The 23,356-nt window shown below is 36.7% G+C and carries 24 protein-coding genes; 13 read left to right on the forward strand and 11 right to left on the reverse strand.

Translation table 11 applies throughout. The annotated features are described in order from the left end of the window. The first annotated feature begins 80 nt into the window (after positions 1–80). Entirely contained in the window at positions 81–1,661 is a 1,581-nt protein-coding gene (locus ACFSR3_RS15980; RefSeq protein ID WP_114757272.1) for a L,D-transpeptidase family protein, read from the forward strand. Between the two features lie 74 nt (positions 1,662–1,735). On the opposite strand, the gene ACFSR3_RS15985 is transcribed toward ACFSR3_RS15980, so the two are convergent. The 3 genes from ACFSR3_RS15985 to ACFSR3_RS15995 form a co-directional block, all read right to left on the reverse strand. Further along, complete coding sequence (locus tag ACFSR3_RS15985; protein ID WP_379822406.1) at positions 1,736–2,260, reverse strand: C40 family peptidase; 525 nt, start codon at positions 2,258–2,260, stop codon at positions 1,736–1,738. Between the two features lie 126 nt (positions 2,261–2,386). Continuing rightward, positions 2,387–2,674: a putative quinol monooxygenase gene (locus ACFSR3_RS15990; protein ID WP_379822408.1), complete on the reverse strand. Its 288-nt coding sequence runs from the start codon at positions 2,672–2,674 to the stop codon at positions 2,387–2,389. Continuing rightward, positions 2,664–3,269, reverse strand: coding sequence for an NAD(P)H-dependent oxidoreductase (locus ACFSR3_RS15995; RefSeq protein ID WP_379822409.1), 606 nt, complete (start codon positions 3,267–3,269; stop codon positions 2,664–2,666). The genes ACFSR3_RS15990 and ACFSR3_RS15995 overlap by 11 nt, the downstream gene beginning before the upstream one ends. A 101-nt stretch (positions 3,270–3,370) precedes the next feature. On the opposite strand from ACFSR3_RS15995, the gene ACFSR3_RS16000 reads away from it, so the two are divergent. Next, on the forward strand, positions 3,371–4,291 hold the full coding sequence (locus tag ACFSR3_RS16000; RefSeq protein ID WP_379822411.1) for a LysR family transcriptional regulator: 921 nt from the start codon (positions 3,371–3,373) through the stop codon (positions 4,289–4,291). On the opposite strand, the gene ACFSR3_RS16005 is transcribed toward ACFSR3_RS16000, so the two are convergent. The 4 genes from ACFSR3_RS16005 to ACFSR3_RS16020 form a co-directional block, all read right to left on the reverse strand. Further along, positions 4,288–5,685, reverse strand: a complete 1,398-nt coding sequence (locus ACFSR3_RS16005) for a sensor histidine kinase (protein ID WP_379822413.1) — start codon at positions 5,683–5,685, stop codon at positions 4,288–4,290. The two genes, ACFSR3_RS16000 and ACFSR3_RS16005, sit on opposite strands and share 4 nt — an antisense overlap. Continuing rightward, complete coding sequence (locus ACFSR3_RS16010) at positions 5,672–6,343, reverse strand: response regulator transcription factor (RefSeq protein WP_379822415.1); 672 nt, start codon at positions 6,341–6,343, stop codon at positions 5,672–5,674. The genes ACFSR3_RS16005 and ACFSR3_RS16010 overlap by 14 nt, the downstream gene beginning before the upstream one ends. Before the next feature lie 61 nt (positions 6,344–6,404). Continuing rightward, positions 6,405–7,175 carry a phosphatase PAP2 family protein gene (locus ACFSR3_RS16015; RefSeq protein ID WP_379822416.1) on the reverse strand — a complete coding sequence of 257 codons (771 nt, stop codon included), beginning with the start codon at positions 7,173–7,175 and terminating at the stop codon, positions 6,405–6,407. Between the two features lie 104 nt (positions 7,176–7,279). Next, complete coding sequence (locus ACFSR3_RS16020; protein WP_379822417.1) at positions 7,280–9,256, reverse strand: LTA synthase family protein; 1,977 nt, start codon at positions 9,254–9,256, stop codon at positions 7,280–7,282. A gap of 282 nt (positions 9,257–9,538) precedes the next feature. On the opposite strand from ACFSR3_RS16020, the gene ACFSR3_RS16025 reads away from it, so the two are divergent. The 7 genes from ACFSR3_RS16025 (at position 9,539) to ACFSR3_RS16055 (ending at position 15,470) form a co-directional block, all read left to right on the forward strand. Next, positions 9,539–10,333, forward strand: a complete 795-nt coding sequence (locus tag ACFSR3_RS16025; RefSeq protein ID WP_379822419.1) for a HipA family kinase — start codon at positions 9,539–9,541, stop codon at positions 10,331–10,333. Continuing rightward, positions 10,311–10,694, forward strand: coding sequence for a DUF3037 domain-containing protein (locus ACFSR3_RS16030; RefSeq protein ID WP_379822421.1), 384 nt, complete (start codon positions 10,311–10,313; stop codon positions 10,692–10,694). Before ACFSR3_RS16025 ends, ACFSR3_RS16030 begins: the two co-directional genes overlap by 23 nt. A 125-nt stretch (positions 10,695–10,819) precedes the next feature. After that, positions 10,820–11,374: a helix-turn-helix domain-containing protein gene (locus tag ACFSR3_RS16035; protein ID WP_114757262.1), complete on the forward strand. Its 555-nt coding sequence runs from the start codon at positions 10,820–10,822 to the stop codon at positions 11,372–11,374. A gap of 18 nt (positions 11,375–11,392) precedes the next feature. Continuing rightward, positions 11,393–11,839 (forward strand): response regulator, encoded by a 447-nt coding sequence (locus ACFSR3_RS16040; RefSeq protein ID WP_379822423.1) that lies wholly within the window; start codon positions 11,393–11,395, stop codon positions 11,837–11,839. A gap of 322 nt (positions 11,840–12,161) precedes the next feature. Beyond that, on the forward strand, positions 12,162–12,593 hold the full coding sequence (locus tag ACFSR3_RS16045; protein WP_379822425.1) for a response regulator: 432 nt from the start codon (positions 12,162–12,164) through the stop codon (positions 12,591–12,593). 5 nt (positions 12,594–12,598) lie between these two features. Further along, entirely contained in the window at positions 12,599–13,195 is a 597-nt protein-coding gene (locus ACFSR3_RS16050) for a biliverdin-producing heme oxygenase (protein ID WP_379822427.1), read from the forward strand. A 7-nt stretch (positions 13,196–13,202) separates the two neighbouring features. Further along, positions 13,203–15,470: an ATP-binding protein gene (locus ACFSR3_RS16055; protein ID WP_379822429.1), complete on the forward strand. Its 2,268-nt coding sequence runs from the start codon at positions 13,203–13,205 to the stop codon at positions 15,468–15,470. A gap of 70 nt (positions 15,471–15,540) precedes the next feature. On the opposite strand, the gene ACFSR3_RS16060 is transcribed toward ACFSR3_RS16055, so the two are convergent. Further along, positions 15,541–15,702: a hypothetical protein gene (locus tag ACFSR3_RS16060; RefSeq protein ID WP_199509052.1), complete on the reverse strand. Its 162-nt coding sequence runs from the start codon at positions 15,700–15,702 to the stop codon at positions 15,541–15,543. A 218-nt stretch (positions 15,703–15,920) separates the two neighbouring features. Between ACFSR3_RS16060 and fumC the strand changes: the two genes are divergently transcribed. The 3 genes from fumC (at position 15,921) to ACFSR3_RS16075 (ending at position 18,516) form a co-directional block, all read left to right on the forward strand. Then, positions 15,921–17,318 (forward strand): class II fumarate hydratase, encoded by a 1,398-nt coding sequence (fumC, locus tag ACFSR3_RS16065; protein ID WP_379822431.1) that lies wholly within the window; start codon positions 15,921–15,923, stop codon positions 17,316–17,318. Between the two features lie 81 nt (positions 17,319–17,399). Next, complete coding sequence (locus tag ACFSR3_RS16070) at positions 17,400–18,029, forward strand: hypothetical protein (protein ID WP_379822433.1); 630 nt, start codon at positions 17,400–17,402, stop codon at positions 18,027–18,029. Next, a complete protein-coding gene (locus tag ACFSR3_RS16075) occupies positions 18,019–18,516 on the forward strand; it encodes a GNAT family N-acetyltransferase (protein WP_379822435.1) in 498 nt (165 codons plus the stop codon). The genes ACFSR3_RS16070 and ACFSR3_RS16075 overlap by 11 nt, the downstream gene beginning before the upstream one ends. 1 nt (position 18,517) lies before the next feature. On the opposite strand, the gene ACFSR3_RS16080 is transcribed toward ACFSR3_RS16075, so the two are convergent. Together ACFSR3_RS16080 and corA are read right to left on the reverse strand one after the other, a co-directional pair. Next, entirely contained in the window at positions 18,518–19,210 is a 693-nt protein-coding gene (locus tag ACFSR3_RS16080; protein WP_379822436.1) for a DUF1003 domain-containing protein, read from the reverse strand. 1 nt (position 19,211) lies between these two features. After that, entirely contained in the window at positions 19,212–20,294 is a 1,083-nt protein-coding gene (gene corA / locus ACFSR3_RS16085) for a magnesium/cobalt transporter CorA (protein ID WP_379822438.1), read from the reverse strand. Between the two features lie 71 nt (positions 20,295–20,365). Between corA and hutI the strand changes: the two genes are divergently transcribed. Further along, positions 20,366–21,601, forward strand: a complete 1,236-nt coding sequence (hutI, locus tag ACFSR3_RS16090) for an imidazolonepropionase (protein WP_379822440.1) — start codon at positions 20,366–20,368, stop codon at positions 21,599–21,601. A 91-nt stretch (positions 21,602–21,692) separates the two neighbouring features. Here the strand turns inward: hutI and ACFSR3_RS16095 are convergent, their stop codons facing one another. Continuing rightward, positions 21,693–23,057: a glycosyltransferase gene (locus tag ACFSR3_RS16095; protein WP_379822820.1), complete on the reverse strand. Its 1,365-nt coding sequence runs from the start codon at positions 23,055–23,057 to the stop codon at positions 21,693–21,695. Positions 23,058–23,356: the final 299 nt, after the last annotated feature.

Below are 23,356 nucleotides of genomic sequence, written 5' to 3' on the forward strand. Positions count from 1 at the left end.
AGTTAAACCTACCGAAAGCCCTTTGCAGCCTCTTTTTTATAACAAAATATTTCTTACTTTTATTCTAAACATAAAACGCCATGAAAAAAGTGAATTCAATCTTAGCCGTAATCTTAGGAGTTACATTCCTTACTTTTTCCTGTAACAAGAAAAAAGATGGAGATGATGTGTCAGACAATACCGAAGTGCATGACCATGAAGATCCTACGATACCATTAGACACAACAAAATTTGCTGCTTTTTTTCAAAAACATCCCGACTTTAAACAGTTTGAGAAAGAAGTAAGGCAGTTATATTCAAAACACCATCATTATGTATGGCAGGATAAAGGAGGACTTATTGAGTTTGCCGATGTAATACATAACAGGGTAAACCAGCTCGATAATGAAGGGCTTGAATTAAAAATCCCTTATAAAGAAGAGTTGAATGCTATATTCGATAATCCGCAAAGCAAACCGGATACGGATAGCGAACTGCTTATAAGCTCTATGTATTTTTACTATGCTAAAAATGTGCTTGAAGGTCTCGATACGGATAAAAGACAGGAAGTTGGCTGGTATCTGCCAAGACAAAAGGTAGATTATGTAGCTTATCTGGATAGCCTCATGCTCGATCCTAAACTAATAAAACAGGACGAATCTGAACTATTAAGCCAGTACTACAGCCTTCGCAAAGGACTTAAAAAATACCGTGAAATAGAGAAAAAAGGAAGCTGGGGTACTATCGCTCTAGATGAGGGAGTAAAATCACTTAAACAGGGAGATTCTGCTGCGGCAGTGGTACAAATACGCAAACGCCTTACACTGGAAGGCTACATGAAAAACGACAATGGAAAAGCTGTTTACGACAGTGAATTATACGAAGGACTAAAAGCGTATGAAGATAAACACAACCGTGTTTTCGACGGAAAAATTGGCCCTGCCATAGTACGGGAAATGAATGTTCCTTTAAACCAGCTTATAAAAACCATATCTATAAATATGGAGCGTTGCCGATGGATATCTCCCGATATGGACAAAGCGCCTGAAGTTATTGCCGTAAACATACCATCATACCGATTGGTATATTTCAAAAAAGGAAAACCTGTATTTACATCAAAGGTTGTTGTAGGTAAAGAACTGAATAAAACAGTAGTATTTAGCGGTATGATGAGCTACCTTAATTTTGCCCCTTACTGGAATGTGCCAACCAGTATATTAAACAAAGAGATTAAACCGGGCATTGCTAAAGATCCTAATTACCTGGCTAAACATAATATGGAATGGTATCAGGGACGTGTACGTCAAAAACCGGGAGGACAAAACTCCTTAGGTAAAGTAAAATTCATGTTCCCAAACAGCAATAATATTTACCTTCACGATACTCCTGCTAAGAGCCTTTTTAATCAGGATGACAGGGCATTCAGCCATGGTTGTGTACGTGTAGAAAAAGCCCGAGAACTTGCCGTAATGATCACAAAAGAAGATGGTAATTGGACCGAAGCTCAGGTAGACGCTAAAATGAATGCTTCTAAAGAAAGTACTTATGTACTTAAAAAGAAAATACCGGTATACATTGCTTACTTTACCGCCTGGGCTGATGAGAACGGTAATGTAGCGTTCTTTGAAGACATCTATAAACGAGATGAGAGATTAGCAGGATTGCTGTATGCTGCAAAATAATCCATATTGAAAATTTAAAAAATTGAAAGATTTAAGATTCATCCCGAATTTTAAATCTTTCAATTTTTTTTTCATTACATCTTAAAAGGATCTATGCATCTGTAGAATCGTTTAGTGTACATATCCGATCCCAGCTCACTAATCATAACTGCCATTTCCTTACCCGATGACGAATGAATGAATTTTGATTTCATTCCATTAGCTTCACAGATGATACCTACATGCCCTACCGAATTCCTGTCTTTATAGCCATAAAATACTAACACATCCCCTACCTGAAATTCTTCAGGTTTGAGAGATCTGCCAATAGATGCAAATCCCGATGAACTTCTGGGTAAGTCAATATCAAAATGCTTGAATACAAAATTTACAAAGCCTGAACAATCAAAACCACTTTCCGGGCTACCTCCGGCATAACAATATTTTGTTCCAAGATATTTTTTGGCATAGGCAATTACTTCCTCACGTTCCGATGATTGAGCTATACTTATAGTATCAACGGCGGTTCTTTGCTCCTGCTTTGTTGCTGTCACCTCCTTTTTACAAAACATAAAAGAAAGCGGAAGTATATACAATAAAGATGTTTTCTGCATTTTCATGACATTTATTATTGTTACAAATTTCAAAAATCAAACCATTAGAGCGTATTAAAAAGTTAATTAACCTTTCTAAAACAAAAAAGCCGCTGTCTAAGGACAAGCGGCTTTTTTACTCACTTAAACAATTTAAACCCTATTGGTTTTATAAACCGTTAATGGTTCAGCCAATAATGGTGATGAATCATTGACAAATTTCAAAAAATGTTGGGTTTGGGTATGTTCAGCAAGACTATCAGCATCCCTCCATATTTCATGGAAAATAAAAACGTTTGGTTCTTCAGCAGACTGATGCAGATCATACTGTATACACGCAGCTTCTTTTGTAGAGCCTTCTACCAGTTTTAGCAGCAAAGCTTTCATTTCTTCAGCTTTTTCAGGCAAAGCCTTTATTATTGCGGTTATATTAATTTGCATATTCTTTAATAAAAATGTTTTCAAGATGATTCTCATAGTCTCCTAAAAACGCTTCCATATCAGGGTTTTTCATTACATCATGAAAATGGTGTGATGGCAAAGGTTCCAAACCGGTAAAAGCATTCATACGGTGAAAACCAAACAAAATACCCTTATCTACACTGGTTTCATTAAAAAATTCTCCTGGTAAAGTAAATGCTTCCACAGGCGCATTCCATGATGTTGTTACCATATATTTACGCCCGTGCAAAGTTCCTCCCGTACCATAATTAATAGCAGGATTTGCCGACGAACGCCCGTCACTATTGTAAATACCATTAGCATGGCCTTCGGTAAAAACTACATCTATGTATTTTTTAAAATCGTGCGGTAATTGGAACCACCATATAGGTGTATGGTATACTATTACATCTGCCCATACATATTTTGCAACCTCCTCGGCAGGATCATATCCCTCGCTTATGTTAGTTACCTTTACTTCAAAACCTTCACTTTTTGTAAAAAAATCTAATGTTTTGGCAGTAACCGTATCGTTGAACTTACCGCCTGAATGACCAAAGTTTTGGCCTCCGTTAATGATGAATATTTTAGTCATGATTTATATCTTATGTTTAACGATACAAATTTACTGCGACGTATAGTATTATAAAAATAAGATAATTTATACATTTGCATTATAATTATAATAGTTTAGTTATGGTTAATTTAGAATGGTACAGGACATTTAAGGCAGTTTATAAAACAGGAACACTAACCGGAGCGGCACAGGAGCTATTTATCTCTCAACCCGGAGTAAGTCTGCATTTAAGTTCACTGGAAAATTATACCGGATACAGGCTTTTTGACCGTAAAGGCCGCCGTATGGTGCCTACCGAGCGTGGCAAAGCACTGTATAACTTCATTAACGATGCGCTCACTAAACTGGAAGAAGCAGAAAAGAATTTTCAGCGTAGTACAGAGAAACATACACCAACCATTAGTGTAGGTATGTGCTTTGAGACTTTTCAGATTACGCTGGAACCATACATTGCTACCTTGCCCTTTAATGTTATCATTCAGTTTGGGGAATATCCTGAAATGGTAGAAAACCTTGAGAAAGGCATACTCGACCTAATTATTACACCTCAGATGGTAGTTAGTAAAGATGTAGATTATGAGGCTTTCAGTAAAGAGACTATTGTACTTGTTGGCGGCAATGAAGTTGACAAGGAAGCTCTTACTGCCATAGTCGCGCAAAATGACCGCAATGTTCTTGAAACATGGCTAAAACAGCAAAAATGGTATGGAACTACCGGTGACATGGAACACCTTCGACGTTTCTGGCAACTGAACTTTAATAAGTATCCTGACTTCAGGCCTAATTATATAGTTCCTAACCTAAATTCGATTGTGCGTTGCCTGTCGGGCGGTATTGGCCTTGCCGTAATCCCGGACTTTTTGTGCCATCGTGAAATTGAAAACGGACAGATTCAGCTTATCTGGGAAGGAGAACCCAAACTTACCAATACACTCCACTTTGCTACACGAAAGAAAACTATGTATGCAGATGAAATAGAAGTAATTAAAAAGATTTTCAGGGATGAAACTGTATTAGCGGAGATGCTCAATAAATCTTAATTCTTTTCAAAAGAAAGAGTAACTGAAGTTCCTTCGTTTTTATTACTTTCTATATTGAGACCAATATTGAGTATATCGCATAACCTTTTTACAATAGACAAACCAAGGCCGGTACCTTTTACACTTGCATGCTCCAATGCCTCAGAGCGATAAAATTGTCCGTATATCTTGCCGAGATCATTTGCAGCAATACCAATGCCTTTGTCTGTTATACGGCAAATCACATTCTTATTATCATTAAAGAGTTCAATTGCTATATTTCCTCCATCATGAGAATATTTAATCGCATTAGAGAGTATATTTTCAATTATAAGCCCTGTCATTCCTGCATCGGACACCACTTCAAAATGCTCGGTAAAATCAAAATCAACAGTAAGGTTTCTTACTTCAATTTTTGGAGAATAACGCTCTAATGCCTGAAGTAAAACCTCATCCAATACCACGGTTTGTAACTTAGCAGCAAGTTTTTGGTCTTCAAACCTTGCCATAAGCAAAAGCTGATCGACCATATGATTTAGCCTGTTTACCTCACCTACACAATAGTTTATCTTTTCATTATATTCTTCGGTAGTACGTGGTTTTCTTACCAGTACTTCAAGCGTACCTTTTATAACTGCAAGTGGCGTACGAAGTTCGTGTGAAGCATCAGATGTAAATTGTTTCTCTCTGACTATAGCACTTTCAATTTTATCCAACAACCCATTAATTGCCAAAGAAAGCACGTAAAGTTCATCTCTTTTTTTAGGAAGCTTTACCCTTTCGTTAAAGTTATTATCCGTTATACTTTTGGTAGTAGCAATAATATCAAGTGCCGGTTTCATGGTTTGCCCTGCAACGATTCTGGTAATAAAAAAAAGTACTAATAAAACTATGGGATAAGCTAATAACAGAACGAACAATAAATTATCCAGTACCTTATGTGGTTGCTCGATAGACATAGCAATGATTACATAGCCTTTAAGTTTACCTTTAAAAAACAATGGCGCCTGTACCTGGCGTATCGACAAACCTGTTACTTGGGTATCTTTATAAAATTTGGAATTTTTATTTTTATAAAACTTTAAGTTTTCTCCTTTTAGATTGGGAGATTTTTCTACAGAATTACCCTGAGCGTCAAAAGCCTGTAAAAAAACCGGATTTATTACAATTTCCTTATGCTCGCTTTCATCCCATTCTTCCTTATCAACAAGGCCAACGAATTCGTCCTGATTTTCAACATATGAAGTATGAAGGTTAATTTCAGCCTGTAATTCTTTATTAATATCCTCATTTACTGAAAAAGACACAATCCTGTATATAATTGTAAATACAACAAGTATCAGCAATGCCGTAGTTACAAGGTTAAACAGTGCAATCCTGTTTTTTATAGATACAGGAGTTTTAATCGATCTCATTGGCTATATATCCTACACCACGTATGGCTTTAATGTAATTCTCTTCTTTTGTAAGTCCCAGTTTTTTACGGATACCATTAATAAACACATCTATAACACCGGTATCATAATTAAAATGTATGTTCCATACATTCTTAATGATTTCAGTTCTTGTACATACAGTTCCCTTATTCTTTAATAAAAATTCGAGTAATGCAAATTCCTTTTGCGTCAGCACAACTTCGGTATCATTATAAAACACCTGATATGTATCCGTTCGTAAAGTAATTGGCCCTACCGAATACTGCGGCTTTTCTTCTACAATATTACGAAGCTGAACTTTTATGCGTTCCAGCAATTCTTCGAAACTAAAAGGTTTTTTGATATAATCATTAGCACCTGCCTGCAAGCCCGTTATAGTTTCCTGCACTGTATCTTTAGCCGTAAGAAAAATAATAGGCGTGGACTTATTAGATTTCCTAATCGTTTTACATATTTCCAGACCGGAGATCTTTGGTAGCATCCAATCCAGTAATATCACATCAAAATGTTTTTTTAACGCCATAACGAGTCCGCTATCTCCCGAAGATTCTATAGTTACAGTATACCCCTCCTCTTCAAGTCCCTGCTTCAGAAAATCATAAATACCTTTCTCGTCTTCAACAACCAGAATGTCCATCTCCTAATTTTTAATAAAGTTATAGATTTTACCTAAGTTACAAACTCTTGTAAATGTTTTTTTAAAACTGAATAGCTATCGAACATCCCAGCTGGTTACCGTTATAGAACGGTGCAATCGCTGTTGTATATTTTTGTTCTTTACCACTGTCTTTTCCCATAAACAATTTGCTGGTATAGGACTGTATCCAGTAGGCAATTTTAGTGCTTAATATACCTATACCTGCACCTGCTGCCACATCGGTAAGCCAATGCCTGTTGTTATATATCCTGAATAAGCCGGTACCTGTGGCTACGGCATATCCTACTACACCATACCATATAGACTTGTCTTTATACTCCTGCCATAAAAATTCGGCACCTGCAAAAGCAGTAGCCGTATGTCCTGATGGAAAGGAATTATTAGAGCTGCCATCAGGGCGTTCGACCTTAGTAAGCGATTTTACCCCTAAAACCGTACCGCTCATTATCAGATAAGATGTCGCCATAACAATAGTGCGATCTTTAAAATTGTTTTTCCCCTGCACACCCATAGCATTTAAAGCATAAACTGAAGCCATAGGGGCGTACTGCGAAAAATCGTCTATTGTTATCTTTTCATCTATATCTTCTTTAACCTCATCACGCAACTGTTTGTTAAGCCCTATAAGAGTATGGCTCTCTAAGCCAATAACTCCATAACCCACAAGCACAGTGGGAATTATAAGTTGTTTATAATTAAATTTGTAATAGCCTGAGGCTGAAGTTGTATCAGCAGCTATTGAATCGTTTACTACCTGAGCTCTAAGCACCGGCGCGAAAAGCACCATCATAAATAAAAACTTCGCTTTCATAATAATATAGTATGGGGGTTATTACTATGCCCTCGTGGCATACGCTGCGGAGTTTTATTTCATATTCCTATCTTTTTTAAATTAATAATACACTTTAAAAACACTTACTCTTTTAATAGTTTATGGCTAAACATATAATCTGCCGTTTGGTACCAGGAAATAGCTTCATCTAAAAATCCGGTATCAATATTTTTAGTCTTCAAACTATTGTCTTTTATTGAATAGCTATAAAAATTTTGCTTTTTCTGGTCCGACAATATCATTACTTCATTCTTTTTCATTAGGGTCAGTTTTCGATAAGTACCCATAAGAGCTCTTTCAGTAAAATCAGGCTGAAGCACATCTTTACCAAAGAAATTTGACTCATAATCCCAATGCATCAGGGAAAATAAAGTTGGAAAAATATCAATCTGAGAGCATTGCTTTTCTATCTTTCGATTCTCGGCCCCAGATAAGTTGTAGATAATGGCAGGTATATGATAGTTAGCCACATCAATCTCGTCTTTACCGGCACTGCTTGCACAATGATCAGCAACGAAAACAAATACTGTATTTTTAAACCACGGTTTGGTTTGTGCTTCCCTAAGCATTTTACCTAAAGCAAAGTCAGCATATTTTACAGCACCGTCACGATTCTTACCTGATGGTATATTTATCCTTCCTTCCGGATATGTATATGGCCTGTGATTTGACGTAGTCATTACAAAGTTAAAAAACGGTTTACCCTGTTTATAGTACTCATCGGCAACCGATATCATTTTTTTATAGATATCCTCGTCGCATATACCCCAGGCATTTTCAAATGTTACTTCGCTGTCTTTAATATTATTTCGTTTCGCTTTAATATTATCATTCAGTACGCTACCTCTGCCCCTGTCATAAATAGTAAACCCATTACCTCCAAAATAGCTGTTCATGTTATCAAAATAACCATCACCACCATAAAAAAAGCTATTATCATATCCATGGTCTTTAAATACTGTTGAAACAGTAAACAAATCGTGATTATCGGGACGCTTTACTATACTCTGCCCCGGTGTAGGAGGTATACATAGGGTTACAGCTTCCATCCCTCTTACAGTTCGGGTTCCGGTGGCATATAGATTAGAAAATAAAATACTGTTTTGCGCCAGATTGTCCATATTTGGTGTAATGTTCTTTTTATTACCGAACTCTTTCATAAATGAAGCGCTCATACTCTCCATAAGGATAAAGACAACATTTGGCTTTTCAGGGATTCCCTGAGCGTCCAGCTCTCTTTTTATAGCGTAGCCACTTCCGTCAAAATGAGCATTTTTCTCAGCAACATTATGTCTGACCAAAGAGAAAGCATTCTTTTCATTTATCGTAGTATAAAAATCGGCATAATCCATTCGGTTATTTCTAAACTCAGCAAAGAATGAATATATACCCGCTTTAGAAATTTCATTGTTGTAACGGTTGGAAGACCACTCGGCATCGGTGTTCTTAATAAAACTAATAAAAAAGAACATTACTGTAATCCCAATCATAATCACAGTTACCCTTTGCCTGAGTGATATGCCTTCCGAAAATGTATTTTTAAAAACTAATCTTTTATGAAATATATAAAACACAACCGCCGTGGCTAAAACCACTATCCCTATAAGTAATGGAAGCGGATATGATTCTTTTATATTACTTATAACCTCGTGAGTATATATAAGATAGTCAACAGCAATAAAGTTAAAGCGTGTCCTGAATTCTTCCCAAAAAGTAAGTTCTGCCAGGAAAGTAAACATCAATATAAATACCGTAAGGTTAAAGAAGATATACACTAAGGCTTTATCTACTTCTGAACCTATAAATCTGTTCGGCATGATAAACAGATAAAGAATTGATGGCAAAACAATAAAACTGCAGGTTCCTAAATCAAAAAACAAGCCGGTACCCAATGTCATGAGAATATTTAACGGATTCCATGAAACATCTGCAGCCTGCCAAAAATAAAATACACCCCTTAATAATAAAGACAGAAGCAAAAAGACCTTTACAAAATTGAATAACAAACTAAGTCTTTTTGAAAGATGAAACTGTGTTTTAAATGATCCCTTAATTTTCATAATCGCTACTTTGTGATTACAAAATAACGGCTGATAAATTTGAAAATTGAGTCATCAATTCTCTCTTAAGCGAATCTTAAGAATGAAATAATAGAAGTACTAAAAACAAAAGTAATTACTTACAAATCAACATCAACACAAAAACAAACAACTGAATATTATGTTTTTAAAATCAAAAAAAACAACTTTACAAAATCCCTTTTTTGGTACAAAACTGCCAAATCTGATTAGTTAAAAAACGGTATCTTTACACTTCAATTAAAGCTGAAAAGCCAGTAGTATATGGAGAATGCACCACATCTGCGTACGGTTAATGTTACGCGATATCTTACCCCTCTTCGTGAAGGGGGCTCGTTGCCTGCTTTAGCCGAAGCAGACGACGAATTTAAGTATGTTCTTAAATTTAAAGGTGCCGGGCATGGCACAAAAGCACTTATTGCCGAACTGCTTGGAGGAGAGATTGCCCGAACGTTGGGGTTACCTGTTCCCGAACTTGTTTTTGCCAACTTAGACGAAGCCTTTGGCCGAACCGAAGCCGATGAAGAAATACAGGACCTGCTACAGTTTTCCCAAGGACTGAACCTGGCACTGCATTACCTGTCGGGAGCCATAAATTTTGATCCGGTCGTTACAGCTGTTGATGCAAAAACAGCTTCGCAAATCGTTTGGTTAGATGCCTACATTACCAATGTTGACAGGACATTCCGTAATACGAATATGCTTATATGGCATAAAGAGCTGTGGCTTATAGATCATGGTGCAAGCTTTTATTTCCATCACTCATTCAGTGATCCAGTGGGGCATGCAAAGAGCGCATTTGCTCTAATAAAAGACCATGTATTATTGCCACAGGCATCATTACTTGAAGAAACCGATGCTGAGTATAAAGCTATACTTACACCGGAGAAAATTCGCGGAATTGTAAATCTTATTCCTGACGAATGGCTACAGTGGGAAGAACTTGAAAAGTCACCCGAAGAAATCAGGGACGTTTATACAACCTTCCTAATGACACGATTAGAGAATTCATCAATATTTGTAAAACAGGCCAACGATGCAAGAAAAGCACTTATATGAGTATGCTGTAATTCGTGTTGTGCCAAGGGTTGAACGCGAAGAATTCATTAATGCAGGAATTGTAGTTTTCTGTAAACGAAAACGCTTCATCAGGGTTTTATTTACCGTAGATGAAGCCAAAATAACAATGCTTACCCCCGATGCTGACGTAGACCAGATTCGTCGTAATCTTGAGTCTTTCCAGAAAATTGGTGAAGGAGCCAATGACGGAGGCCCAATTGCACGGCTTGAGGTCCCGGAACGCTTTAGATGGCTTACTGCTGTTAGAAGTTCAGTCATACAAACGTCAAGACCACATCCCGGATTATGTGATGACCTGGAATTCAGGGCACAAAAACTATATGAAGATTATGTTTTGTAGTTTGAGTGACAACGAAAATTAAAGTTACTTCTTACAATTAAAAACATAAGATTTACAATTTGATACATTAGCTATAAAATGTTAAAAAAATATTTTATTTTTACTTACTTTAAGGAGGGCACTACATGGAACTTTACATAAAATATAACATAGACATGATGTGTAAAGTCCTGCTGCAGCAACAGCTGGATAAATTTAATATAGATTGCAAAGTTACCGAACCGGGATATGTAAAATTTAAAGAAAACATACCCATGGAAACTTATAACAAGCTCATAGAATCCTTAAAAGAATTTGGTATTGAGATTGTTGACAACCAGAAGAGCATACTGGTTCAGAAAATAAAGAATGCTATTATTGAAATGTTGTATGCCGACAAAGGTGTACAATCGTTAAAAATATCGTCTTACCTATCAGAAAAACTGGGTGAGAGCTATAGAACATTATCTCAGGTATTTTCTGAGGTAACTTTTATATCAATCGAAAATTTCATTATTTTGCACAAGATAGAAAGGGTTAAACAATTACTGTTAACAGAGAATTTGTCTCTTACCGAAATTTCATTCATGATGAACTACAGCAGCGTTGCCTATTTATCACAGCAATTCAAGAATATTACTGGAGTAACTCCTACCGCGTTTCAAAAAATTATGAAACAGAAACGTTACACTGAAGCTTAAATCACGTAAAATAAATTAATGCGACCGACAACACTGCACATAATGCTGGCCGATGATGATGAAGATGATCGTCTTTTTTTTAAGGAAGCCTTTGAAGAGGTAAAAATAAACTACAGGATATCTGCCTTTAATGATGGTGAACAACTGATGAATCATCTCTATGACAACGAAAACCCATTACCGGACATCATTTTCCTTGACCTTAACATGCCAAGAAAATCGGGTATTGAATGCCTGAAAGAAATAAGGGCTAACGAGCGCCTGAAAAAAATATCGGTAGCAATATACTCTACATCTTCATCTGAACAGGATATCGAGGATACTTTTGTATCAGGAGCCAATGTATATATCAAAAAACCAAATGATTTTAATATGCTTAAAAAGATATTGAGCGATGTTGTTCATATCAACTGGCAGTATATTACAGATGGTTTAAATAAAGACAGTTTTATATTAAGCCTTTAATATATTCAAAGATATAATCAAATAAAAAAGGTACCTGCCCCCCAGCTCGGTACCTTTTTTGTGTGTTTAAAATAATGTATAAATTATTCCAAAGAGTCTAATAGTCATATACACTATTTGATTCTTTACAAAATTAGTATACGTGGCAGTAACAAAATTTATATTATTTTACAATTCATGTTACAGTTTAAAACAAGAATTTTCCAACTTAAAACAAAATAATAAATATTGCCATTATTTTCACAAAATCATCAATATTGGATATTTTAATACCTATATTTGTTTGTCACCTTCACTCATTTTTAATTTAAAAAACTGAATTATGAAAAGCGAATTCACCATATTTTATACAGATGACGATGAAGATGATTTGGAGTTTTTTACTGAAATTATAGACTCCATCAATATCAATTATACTGTTGTAACGCAAAAAAACGGTCAGCAACTTCTTGATGCGCTTGACAATCCGCCTCCTACCCCATATATGATTTTTCTTGATATAAATATGCCCGGCCTTAATGGTTTGGAAACACTTAAGAAGATCAGGGAGTCTAACAATGAGATACCGGTAATAATGCTCTCAACGTCTGATGATAGCGAGATAATACAACAAAGCCGGGAATTAGGAGCAAGTTTTTATGTCCCTAAGTCGGGTATGTTTAATGAGCTAAAAAAATCCATAGAACATACCATAAAAATAAACTGGAGTAATTTTACGCCCACCAAAAATAATTTTGTCTACACTTTCTTTTAATATTTATGAATACCCTCGAAAATTCAGCTATTTTTCTTGAGAATTTGCGTAAAGCAACCTCACAATCGCACACAAACCTTGAAGCTTTACCAATATCTTCATCCATAATGAATCCTAAGGTAACAAATACTGAATATGCATTATACCTGGATCTCATGCATGATGTGGTAAAAGATGCTGAGGAAAATATATTCCCGGCTCTTAAAGATATTGTTATTGATTTAGATGAAAGGAATAAAGCACATTTGCTCGAAGATGATTTAAAAACGCTTGGGTTAGCCAAGAAAGATGTGGTAAATCCTCTAAGCGATTCGCTTAAAAACCCTTCGAAAGCTTTTGCAATGGGTATTTTTTATGTAATTGAAGGTTCATCGTTAGGCGGAAGGGTTATACTTAAAAATATTAATGCAGCCCTTGGACATGATATAGAAAATGGGGCTGCCTACTTTGGCGGATATGGTGGACAAACCGGTAGCTACTGGAAAAACTTTTTAGCACAGCTAACCCAATATGAAGCAGAGACAAATGCCGGTGACGAAATTATTGCCGGTGCCGATTATGCCTTTAACGCTATAAGCAACCACTTTAGCAAAAGTGTTTAGATAATTTATGAAGATAAAGGATATTGTAAACCGTAATATTGTTAATCTTACCAATTGTGAACAGGAACCTATTCACATTCCGGGTAGTATCCAGCCTCACGGCTTTTTAATTGGTCTTAAGGAAGATACTTTTAACATTGACTTTTGCAGTGCCAACTGCGAAGAATATATTGGCATACCTTATAAAGAGCTACTAGATAAAAAATTTGAGGACTTTTTTGGTACAGATTCTTTTAACAGCCTAAAGAATTATATCAGTAACGATCAGATGCTTTCATCTACTTTGTATAGGCTAGCTATAGAAGACAAGACTTTTCAGTGTACAGTACACAAAAGTGGGAGTATATATATTATAGAAGCAGAACCGGTAAATATCCAGGATCGTAATATTAGTGAGGTATATGACCAGACATCCCAGTTCCTGCTTTATATGCACGACACCCATACACTTAAAGAACTTTGTCAGCTTGTAGCTAACGGTACACGTGAGATTACAGGATATGACAGGGTAATGATATATCGCTTTGACAAAGATTATAACGGCGAAGTATTTGCTGAAAGCGTAAGAGATGATCTTGAACCTTTTTTAGGACTGCATTATCCTCATACAGATATTCCGCCTCAGGCAAGGGAACTGTATATGAAGAATCTGTTGAGGCTTATCACAGACATCAACTATACTCCTGTACCTATATATACAATTGATGATACTCGGGATAAGAATCTCGACCTTAGTCTTTCAATCCTTCGAAGCACTTCACCCATACATGTTCAGTACCTACACAATATGGGGGTTGGAGCAACATTAACAATATCTCTTATATATAAAAAGAAATTATGGGGTCTGATTGCCTGCCATCATTACTCTCCTAAGAACCTCACTCCGGAAATTAGACTGGCAGCTCAATTACAAGGACATTTTATTACTTCTCAGATTGACCTTAGACAGTCTAATGAAGAATATGAGGTATCACGAAAGACTAATGAAGAGCTAAAGAAAATAAATACCTTTTCGCTTACGGGTAAAGATGAGGGTAAATTTAATGATCTTGTAAAAAAAGATGGTATACTTCAGCTTTGCAACGCAGCTGGTGTAGCCATTGTATTTAATGGTGGTATTTATAAAAATGGAATTACACCAACCGATGATGAAATACAGGATATGGCCAATTGGCTTGCCACATATACTAATAACGGTTCGTTTTATACAGATAAGCTTGTAGACTACCTGCCAAACAAACTTGATATGTGCGGCCAGACATCCGGTCTTATTTATCATTCACTGGATATGGACAGCAATAACTGTATCCTTTGGTTCAGGCCGGAAACTAAAACAGAAGTAAACTGGGCAGGAGACCCAAACAAAGCTATTGTAAAAGACAAAAACGGACTTTCACCTCGCAACTCCTTTAAGCTGTGGAAAGAAACCGTAAGCTGTACAAGCAAACCATGGTTACAACCTGAAATTGCGACGGCTGCTACCTATGCAAACAGTCTTCAGCGACAAATCAACCTACTGATAATTACGCAGGAAGAAGAAAAATACCGCAAACTGAGTGAGCTTCTGAAAGAAACAAATTCGGAGCTGGAAAACATTAACTGGATAAGCACACACGATCTTCAGGAACCGCTTAGAAAAATACAAATCATCTCTTCCAGAATACTAAGTAAAGAAACTGAAATACCGGAAAATGTTCATGACGCTATATTAAGGATGAATGCTTCTGCAGGAAGAATGCAAACGTTACTTATAGACATTCTGAAATACACAAGACTAAAGCACGCTGACGACGCTTTTGAAGATGTAGACCTAAATAAGGTTGTTAAGGAACTTAAAGAAGAAATCAGTGAAACGATAAACGAAAAGTCAACTGTTATTAATTATGAAGAGCTTCCCGTAGTTAAAGGAATCCCTTTCCTCATAAAACAGTTGTTTTCAAATCTGATAAGCAATTCAGTAAAATATACCGCAGAAGACAGAAATCCGGAGATAAATATTACCGTAAGCCCTGTGCCAATGACGTATAATGGGAAAGACACAGGATTTTACAATGTAATTCACTTTAGTGATAATGGCATTGGTTTTGAGCCCCAGTTTTCAGAATCTATTTTTAATATTTTCACCAAGCTTCATGCTGCAACTGAATATAAGGGCTCCGGAGTTGGCCTTGCCCTTTGTAAAAAGATAATGCAAAACCACCAGGGATACATAACGGCTGTGAGCACCTTAGGAGAAGGGACAACTATCAGTATGTATTTTCCTATAAAAAACTAAACATTACGACCCCAAATAAAAAAGCCCTGATTATGTATCAGGGCTTTTTTATATTGGAAAAAAATAAGGATTACTCTTTATCTTTTTTCTGAGCATTTCTTTCTTTAACAAGTTCAATAGCACCACCTGTTACCCAGTAAAGTACAAAAGGAACAAGGAACATCATTAACCAAAAACCGATTGAGATGATAGTAAGAAAAGCTAAGAAACCTAAATATTGTGTAAATTCCATTTTTCTGATTGTTTGAATTCAGCCCCAAATATAGGACGAATATTTATTTTAACCAACACCTGTAAGCTAAAATCAATATAAATTATTTGGAAAATCATTTTTTAAACCTGCTTATAATGCTTATTTTTGGCAGGCTTTATAATTGCCATTCACATATATAGACAATTACAAAGCTTTTACCTAACAACGAACAAATACAACAATAAAACATTCTGAAAATGGAATACAGGATTGAAAAAGACACCATGGGTGAAGTAAAAGTACCTGCAGATAAATACTGGGGTGCTCAAACTGAACGTTCAAGAAACAATTTTAAAATAGGACCTTCAGGTTCTATGCCGAAAGAAATCATAGAAGGTTTTGCTTACCTTAAAAAAGCAGCTGCTTATGCTAACCACGATCTTGGCGTACTTTCCGCTGAAAAGCGTGATGCAATCGGACAGGTTTGCGACGAGATTCTTGCCGGTAAACTTGACAGTGAGTTTCCTCTTGTAATATGGCAGACAGGTTCTGGAACGCAAAGTAACATGAATCTTAACGAAGTTATTGCTAACAGAGCTCAGGTTCTTGCAGGTGGTAAAATTGGCGAAGGTGAGCCTGTACTAAAAGCTAACGACGATGTAAACAAATCGCAATCATCAAACGATACCTACCCAACAGGTATGCACATTGCGGCTTACAAAGCTGTTGTAGAAGTTACTATCCCGGGAGTTGAAAAACTACGTGATACACTTAAGGCTAAATCACAGGAATATATGAATGTGGTAAAAATTGGCCGTACACACTTAATGGATGCTACTCCCCTAACTTTAGGTCAGGAGCTTTCTGGTTATGTGGCACAACTTAACTACGGACTTAAAGCTGTTAAAAACACCCTTGCTCACCTTGCCGAAGTTGCTCTTGGTGGTACTGCTGTAGGTACAGGTCTTAACACTCCTGAAGGATATGATGTAAAAGTAGCAGAGTACATCGCTAAATTTACAGGACATCCTTTTGTAACTGCTGAAAACAAATTCGAAGCTCTTGCAGCTCACGATGCTATTATTGAAACTCACGGAGCGCTTAAGCAACTTGCTGTTTCCCTAAATAAAATTGCTAACGATATCCGTATGCTTGCTTCAGGTCCGCGTTCAGGAATTGGAGAAATCCTTATCCCTGAAAATGAGCCTGGATCATCTATCATGCCCGGCAAAGTGAACCCTACACAGTGTGAGGCACTTACAATGGTATGTGCTCAGGTTATGGGTAACGACGTCGCTATTACTATCGGTGGTACGCAAGGCCACTATGAGTTAAACGTATTTAAACCGTTAATGGCTGCTAACTTCCTTCAGTCGGCTACACTTCTTGGTGATGCATGTGTATCTTTCGACGAGCACTGCGCACAAGGTATCGAGCCAAACTACAAACGTATCAAAGAACTTGTAGACAACTCACTGATGCTTGTTACTGCACTTAATACTAAGATTGGTTACTACAAAGCTGCTGAGATCGCTCAGACAGCCCACAAAAACGGAACTACCCTGAAAGATGAGGCGGTACGTTTAGGTTATGTAACCCCTGAAGATTTTGATGCCTGGGTTAAACCGGAAGACATGGTTGGATCTCTTAAATAATAATCGATTCCTCTAAATACTAAGCCTGCATGATTTTCATGCAGGTTTTTTTTATATTAGCGTATAACAACCCAACTTACTATGAAACAGCTGCTTTTCTATTTCTTCTTTGCTATAATCACTTGTAATGCCCAATCAAAAGAAGAATTATATTTTGATATAGATTCAACAGCAATCACAAAATCTGAATTTCTAAAAAGAACGGATCATACCATAAATGTGAGAGGTTCAGTGGAGAAAAATGGTGTTACGATCAATAAGCTTTTCATTAGAAAGAAAATTGACACATTATCTTCCGAAAAGTATATCCAATTAAGAAAATATCTTAATCTCTCAGCATCGGATTTCAATCATCAGATAATCGTTATCAATTATTACTCTGGTCTTGATACAGTACTACCAAATGAAGGAAAATATCAATGGAACATTTACAGCAAAAGCTATCCAAAGAAATTAAAAAAGATGGGGAACATTAGCCAATTCTGGATTTATAAATATGATGACAATTTAAATTATCATCATGCAAATGAAATTAACTGGTATCATGACAAATCTGGCTTTATCGAGAAAACATTTTTCCCTTATCATTTCAACTCCGGAAATTGCGCCGTAATTTTACCAAACGGAAAATACTATACTTATTTTGGCGAATACGGACCAGATGAAGTCTATGCCGGAATAAACGAATTAAAGAAAAACTATGCAAACTAACACTCGACCTGCCGAAACAAAAGACCTTCCTGCCATACTGGAAATCATAAACCATAACATACTGCATAGTACTGCGGTATATGATTACGAGTCTAAATCAATGGATGATATGCAGGTTTGGTTTACTGAAAGACAACAGGACGGGTTTAAAGTAATTGTAGCAGAATACGACAATAAAGTAGCCGGCTATGCCGCTTACGGAATGTTTAAGCCTAAAAAAGGTTATCAGTTTACTGTAGAGCATTCGGTATATGTTTCCGATAATTTTCAGGGAAAAGGTATTGGCAAAATCTTAATGGCCGATTTAATTGCTATCGCAAAAGCAGAAGGCATTCACTCCATGATAGGAGTTATTGATGCTGATAATAAATCGAGTATCGAATTTCATAAGCAATTCGGGTTTAAGGAAACAGGATTCCTTAAGGAAGCAGGATTCAAATTTGGCCGCTGGCTCGACGTTACTTTTATGCAGCTGATACTGGAGTAAACTACTTCTTCTCTACCCTCGCTAAAATATCATTCATCATATCGATTTGTATTTGCTGTATCTCAATAAGCGACTGCTCCTGATGCATTATCAGGTGGTCTATTTTTTCGTGCAACATACGTATCTCAAGCTCCGACTTCAGGTTTACCATATAATCATTCTGCGCCTTCTCGCGGTCTTTTTCGTTTTGGCGGTTCTGGCTCATCATAATAACGGGAGCCTGTAATGCAGCTACACACGAAAGAATAAGATTAAGCAAAATGAACGGATAAGGATCAAAACCTTTATTAAGCAGTATAAAAACATTCAAGCCTATCCACCCCAACAGGAAACCAACAAAGAGCATAATAAAAGTCCAGCTTCCTCCAAAGGAAGCTACTTTATCGGCAACACGCTGACCAAAAGTAATATTACTATCGCTATCATCCGGATTATCAGACAATAACTTATCATTTTTAAGCGAGTCTATCACCCTTGTTTCCATTTCTGAGAGCTCGCCTACCTCTTTCCTGAGAAAATCGGCTATATACCTCGACCTGTAATGATTAAGCTCTTCTATCGAGAGACTGCAGCTATCATCAAAGTTTGGCGCGTCTTTTTTTATTTCGTCAAGTATAGGCTGACGGACGAGTTTTGCAGGTACTTTTTCTTTGTTTGGAAATTCTTTTCCGGATATATCGCTTATAAATTTCATATTAAAACCAGTCTTTCTTTTTAAAATAAATAACCATGCAAATAGTAGTAAATACCATTATACCCCATACCCAAAAATATCCGTTTTCCGTACGTAACTCAGGCATATTGTCAAAGTTCATACCATATACCCCAACTATAAAGGTGAGAGGCATAAAGATAACAGAGAATATGGTAAGCGTCTTCATGATCTGGTTCATTCGTTGGCTTTGTGCAGAAAAATGAAAGTTTGAGGCGCTATCAAGAGAAGTAAGGTCATAATCGATTTGATCCAGCATCTCAAGGCATTTTTGATGCAGGCGTGCAAAAAATACATGTGTAGACTTCCTTATGGTTTCATACTCATCATCTTCGTCTTTAGCGCTTTTGAGGTTATACAAAGCGTCACGTAACGGATTGATAGATCTTTTAATATAATTGAGTTCATCTCGGCTTTTTTCAATCCCAGTAATAAAATTTTCTCCTCCGCTTATCTTTCCGTCATGTAATGCCTCTACCTTATCTTCAAAACGCTCGATTGTCACGAAGAAATTTTCCATAATCGCATCCAGCATGAGATACAATAAGTAATCATTCTTCTTTTTCCTGACTAATCCGCTTCCAGTCCTTATACGCTCTCTGATATGAGAGAAATAATCATTTTTCTTTTCCTGGAATGAAACGATTACATTGTCTTTCAGCAAAAAGCTTATCTGTTCGGTTTTTATCGCTCCGTTATCTTCTTCAGGTAAAACCGATTTAACGCTAAAGAACAGAACATCGCCAAATTCTTCAATACGGGTACGTCGTGAAGTATTGATGATATCTCCCACAACATAGGGCTCTACATTAAAAAAACTCGTAATTTTCTGAATAAGCTCTACATCGTGTAAGCCATGCACATTAAGCCACTTCGTATCATTTATCTGAAGTTCATCCTTACATTCTGAAAAAACACGTTCAAGTCCTACGTTTTTATATTCTTCATACCCTTCTTCATCAAAAACAAAAAGCTGCATCTCTACCGGGTCGGTAGTATGCTCGCCAGTGTATTCAAAATTATAGGGTTGCACCCTGCGTACTTTACTATATTTTATTCTCTTCACAATATTGCATTTCTTATTATAAATATAGGAGTTTTTTAAAATCCATTCTATTTTTACAAAAAGTTTAATTGATGAAGACCCTTATTACAAATATCAAAGAATTACTTCAGGTTCGTGAGGCAGGAATAGCAAAAGTATCTGGAAAAGAAATGGCTGAACTGCCGTTACTTAACAATGCCTGGCTTGCTATTGAAAACAATCTGATAGCCGGCTTTGGAACGATGGAAAACTGTCCGGATACTTTAGGTTATACCGTAATAGATGCCAAAGGAAAAGCAGTTTTACCAGCCTGGTGCGACAGCCATACCCATATAGTGTATGCAGGTAATCGTGTTCTTGAGTTCGTAGACCGTATTAATGGTCTTAGCTATGAAGAAATTTTCAATCGTGGCGGAGGTATATTAAACTCAGCAAAAAAACTGAACGAAACCAGCGAAGATGATATTTATGAGCAGTCGAAACACCGCCTTGAGGAAGTTATGCAACAGGGAACCGGTGCTGTTGAGATAAAATCAGGTTACGGACTTACCGTTGAAGGTGAGCTAAAGATGCTTAGGGTAATAAAACGCCTGAAAGAAGAATATCCGATAGCCATAAAAGCTACTTTTTTAGGGGCGCATGCTTTCCCTGCTGAATATAAAGAGAACCACAGTGGCTATATCGATCTTATAGTAAACGAAATGCTACCTAAAATAGCTGAAGAAAAACTTGCCGATTATATTGATGCTTTTCTTGAAACCGGATATTTCTCGATTGAAGAAACTGAACGTATTATGGAAGCAGGTAAAAAATATGGTATGCCCGCCAAGATTCACGTAAACCAGTTTACAGCCATAAACGGAATTGAAGCCTGTGTAAAGCATGATGCACTAAGTGTAGATCATCTTGAAATTGTTACTGACGAAGATATTGAAGTCCTGAAAAATAGTAATACTATGCCGGTAGCACTGCCTACGTGTTCGTTCTTTATCAGTATCCCATATACCCCTGCCCGTAAAATGCTTGAAGCAGGATTACCATTAGCACTGGCGACAGATTTTAATCCGGGCACTACACCGTCAGGCAATATGAACCTTGTAGTAGCCACTGCCTGCATAAAAATGAAAATGACTCCTGAGGAAGCTATCAATGCCGCGACCATCAACGGAGCCTACGCAATGGGATTAAGCGATACACATGGTAGTATTACCATTGGTAAAAGAGCTAATCTTATCATTACAAAACCGGTAACTTCTTATTATCAGTTACCGTATGCCTTTGGCAGCAATCTAATCGAAACCGTAATCATAGAAGGTAAAACAATATAATCCGTATACTCCTTAATAATCCGGTTAAGGTTAATAAACAAAGGGCTTACTCATTTTGAGTAAGCCCTTGTTCTTTATAAAAGTGTATAGTTTATGTAATACTTTTTTCCTGTACCAATTCTCTTGTAAGCCATCCACTGCGTCCCATAGTAGCAATAGCATAAGGCGTTATCCAAAACAAACAAAACGTGTAAAGTATACTATAAGAATATGCCCAAAAAGCGCCTTTAACATTGTGTTTTTTAGAATAAAAAAGTACCGAAAAACTTGAGAATACTAAAATACCTACTAAAGTAGAACTCAAGAAAAGTAAAGGATGTGTTACAACAAATAAGAGCATTAGCAATATCAGCGGATAGGCCATTACGATTCTTATAAGTTGATTGATGAATAAAAGTCTTGCCCCAATCCTGCTTCCCTCGCGAAACTTAGCAAATATAAATTTTGACATCATTATGTTCTCCCTAATGTTACTCCTTCCCCATCGTATGAACATTTTAGATAATCCGTTAAGTTTTTCAGGAACATTTGTAAATACAACAGCATTTTTCTGAAACACTACATGATGTCCCTGTTTAAGTATCATATTGGTCATTGCTCGATCTTCACCTATGTTTGATGGTTGTCCCATAAAACTCTGGTCTATCCATTCTTCAAGGCAGTTAAATACAGCATCTCTTCTGTAGGCAGCCAGTGCACCCGGCGTACACATTACTGATCCCAAAGCACTTTCGGCAGATCGCATAAACTCAAAGCTCATGGCAAAACTAACATTAAGCATTTTAGGGATAATGGCTTTCTTATTATTCAGTACACGAACGTTTCCTGCAACTGCGCCACAATTCTTATTAGTAACAAAAGGACTCACCAAATTGCGCAGGGTGTCGTTCATTACTACAGAATCGCTGTCTACCGTCACAAAAACATCACCCCTTCCCGATTGAAAACCACGGTACAACGCGTGACGCTTACCTCTGTTTTCTGGTTGCTGACAAATCGATATCCTGTCTCCCAGTTCCGCTTTGGCACGTTGCATCCATTGCCATGTATCATCTTTACTGCCATCATCTATAGCCATTATTTCAAGTTTAGCCTCAGGGTAATTGCTTTTGGCAAGGCTAACCAAAGTATCAAAAACCAATCTTCCCTCATTATAAGCAGGCACAATTACAGTACATACCGGCAACAGGTCGTCAGAAACCGATTTAATGAGCTTATATCTAAAATAGAGTATTATATTATAAATGAAAAAGCAAGTCTGGAACAGGAATAATACACCGGTAAGTAATAATAAGGCTAAACCCCAATTTGTTGATAACCTGTCCAGATTTAATTGTTCGAATTCATCTTTCAGAAAAAAGACAGCTATAATAGCTCCTGTCAGCAGGAAAAATGTTCCGGACATTACAAATCGTTGTTTACGGCGTTGTGCCTTCAACTGTTTTATGATATTCATTTTCTGCGATTTTTCAGCAGGTTCTTTTTCTTTCATTTCCCCAAGTGGAAATGAGGCAGTAGTTTGTGTGTAATTTAGCATTATAGGCGTTTTTTTGGGGATGAATTCAGGGGCATGAGCCCCTTCTATTCACAATTTTTGAATAATCTAATACCAAACATTATACCTTTACACAAAAACCACTGTAAATCAATGAATTAAACAAAAAATATTTTAATTCATTTGTCCGATTTTTCTACACTTTCCACACTTTTCTACACTTTTGGAACTGGGGATTCAAGAACACATCTAACTGGCCA

The sequence above is a fragment of the Flavobacterium suzhouense genome (assembly GCF_042684765.1).
Classification (GTDB): domain Bacteria; phylum Bacteroidota; class Bacteroidia; order Flavobacteriales; family Flavobacteriaceae; genus Flavobacterium; species Flavobacterium suzhouense.

Excerpts from the sequence above, each read along its gene's own strand:
- ACFSR3_RS16025 (WP_379822419.1), top strand. The coding sequence starts at position 9,539 with ATGGAGAATGCACCACATCTGCGTACGGTTAATGTTACGCGATATCTT.
- fumC (WP_379822431.1), top strand. The coding sequence starts at position 15,921 with ATGGAATACAGGATTGAAAAAGACACCATGGGTGAAGTAAAAGTACCT.
- ACFSR3_RS15990 (WP_379822408.1), bottom strand. The coding sequence starts at position 2,674 with ATGCAAATTAATATAACCGCAATAATAAAGGCTTTGCCTGAAAAAGCT.
- ACFSR3_RS16035 (WP_114757262.1), top strand. The coding sequence starts at position 10,820 with ATGGAACTTTACATAAAATATAACATAGACATGATGTGTAAAGTCCTG.
- ACFSR3_RS16020 (WP_379822417.1), bottom strand. The coding sequence starts at position 9,256 with ATGAAAATTAAGGGATCATTTAAAACACAGTTTCATCTTTCAAAAAGA.
- ACFSR3_RS16030 (WP_379822421.1), top strand. The coding sequence starts at position 10,311 with ATGCAAGAAAAGCACTTATATGAGTATGCTGTAATTCGTGTTGTGCCA.
- ACFSR3_RS16000 (WP_379822411.1), top strand. The coding sequence starts at position 3,371 with ATGGTTAATTTAGAATGGTACAGGACATTTAAGGCAGTTTATAAAACA.
- ACFSR3_RS16045 (WP_379822425.1), top strand. The coding sequence starts at position 12,162 with ATGAAAAGCGAATTCACCATATTTTATACAGATGACGATGAAGATGAT.
- ACFSR3_RS16080 (WP_379822436.1), bottom strand. The coding sequence starts at position 19,210 with ATGAAATTTATAAGCGATATATCCGGAAAAGAATTTCCAAACAAAGAA.
- ACFSR3_RS16095 (WP_379822820.1), bottom strand. The coding sequence starts at position 23,057 with ATGAATATCATAAAACAGTTGAAGGCACAACGCCGTAAACAACGATTT.
- ACFSR3_RS16040 (WP_379822423.1), top strand. The coding sequence starts at position 11,393 with ATGCGACCGACAACACTGCACATAATGCTGGCCGATGATGATGAAGAT.
- ACFSR3_RS16050 (WP_379822427.1), top strand. The coding sequence starts at position 12,599 with ATGAATACCCTCGAAAATTCAGCTATTTTTCTTGAGAATTTGCGTAAA.
- ACFSR3_RS15995 (WP_379822409.1), bottom strand. The coding sequence starts at position 3,269 with ATGACTAAAATATTCATCATTAACGGAGGCCAAAACTTTGGTCATTCA.
- ACFSR3_RS16075 (WP_379822435.1), top strand. The coding sequence starts at position 18,019 with ATGCAAACTAACACTCGACCTGCCGAAACAAAAGACCTTCCTGCCATA.
- ACFSR3_RS15980 (WP_114757272.1), top strand. The coding sequence starts at position 81 with ATGAAAAAAGTGAATTCAATCTTAGCCGTAATCTTAGGAGTTACATTC.
- ACFSR3_RS16060 (WP_199509052.1), bottom strand. The coding sequence starts at position 15,702 with ATGGAATTTACACAATATTTAGGTTTCTTAGCTTTTCTTACTATCATC.
- ACFSR3_RS15985 (WP_379822406.1), bottom strand. The coding sequence starts at position 2,260 with ATGAAAATGCAGAAAACATCTTTATTGTATATACTTCCGCTTTCTTTT.
- ACFSR3_RS16005 (WP_379822413.1), bottom strand. The coding sequence starts at position 5,685 with ATGAGATCGATTAAAACTCCTGTATCTATAAAAAACAGGATTGCACTG.
- ACFSR3_RS16010 (WP_379822415.1), bottom strand. The coding sequence starts at position 6,343 with ATGGACATTCTGGTTGTTGAAGACGAGAAAGGTATTTATGATTTTCTG.
- ACFSR3_RS16015 (WP_379822416.1), bottom strand. The coding sequence starts at position 7,175 with ATGAAAGCGAAGTTTTTATTTATGATGGTGCTTTTCGCGCCGGTGCTT.
- ACFSR3_RS16070 (WP_379822433.1), top strand. The coding sequence starts at position 17,400 with ATGAAACAGCTGCTTTTCTATTTCTTCTTTGCTATAATCACTTGTAAT.
- hutI (WP_379822440.1), top strand. The coding sequence starts at position 20,366 with ATGAAGACCCTTATTACAAATATCAAAGAATTACTTCAGGTTCGTGAG.
- ACFSR3_RS16055 (WP_379822429.1), top strand. The coding sequence starts at position 13,203 with ATGAAGATAAAGGATATTGTAAACCGTAATATTGTTAATCTTACCAAT.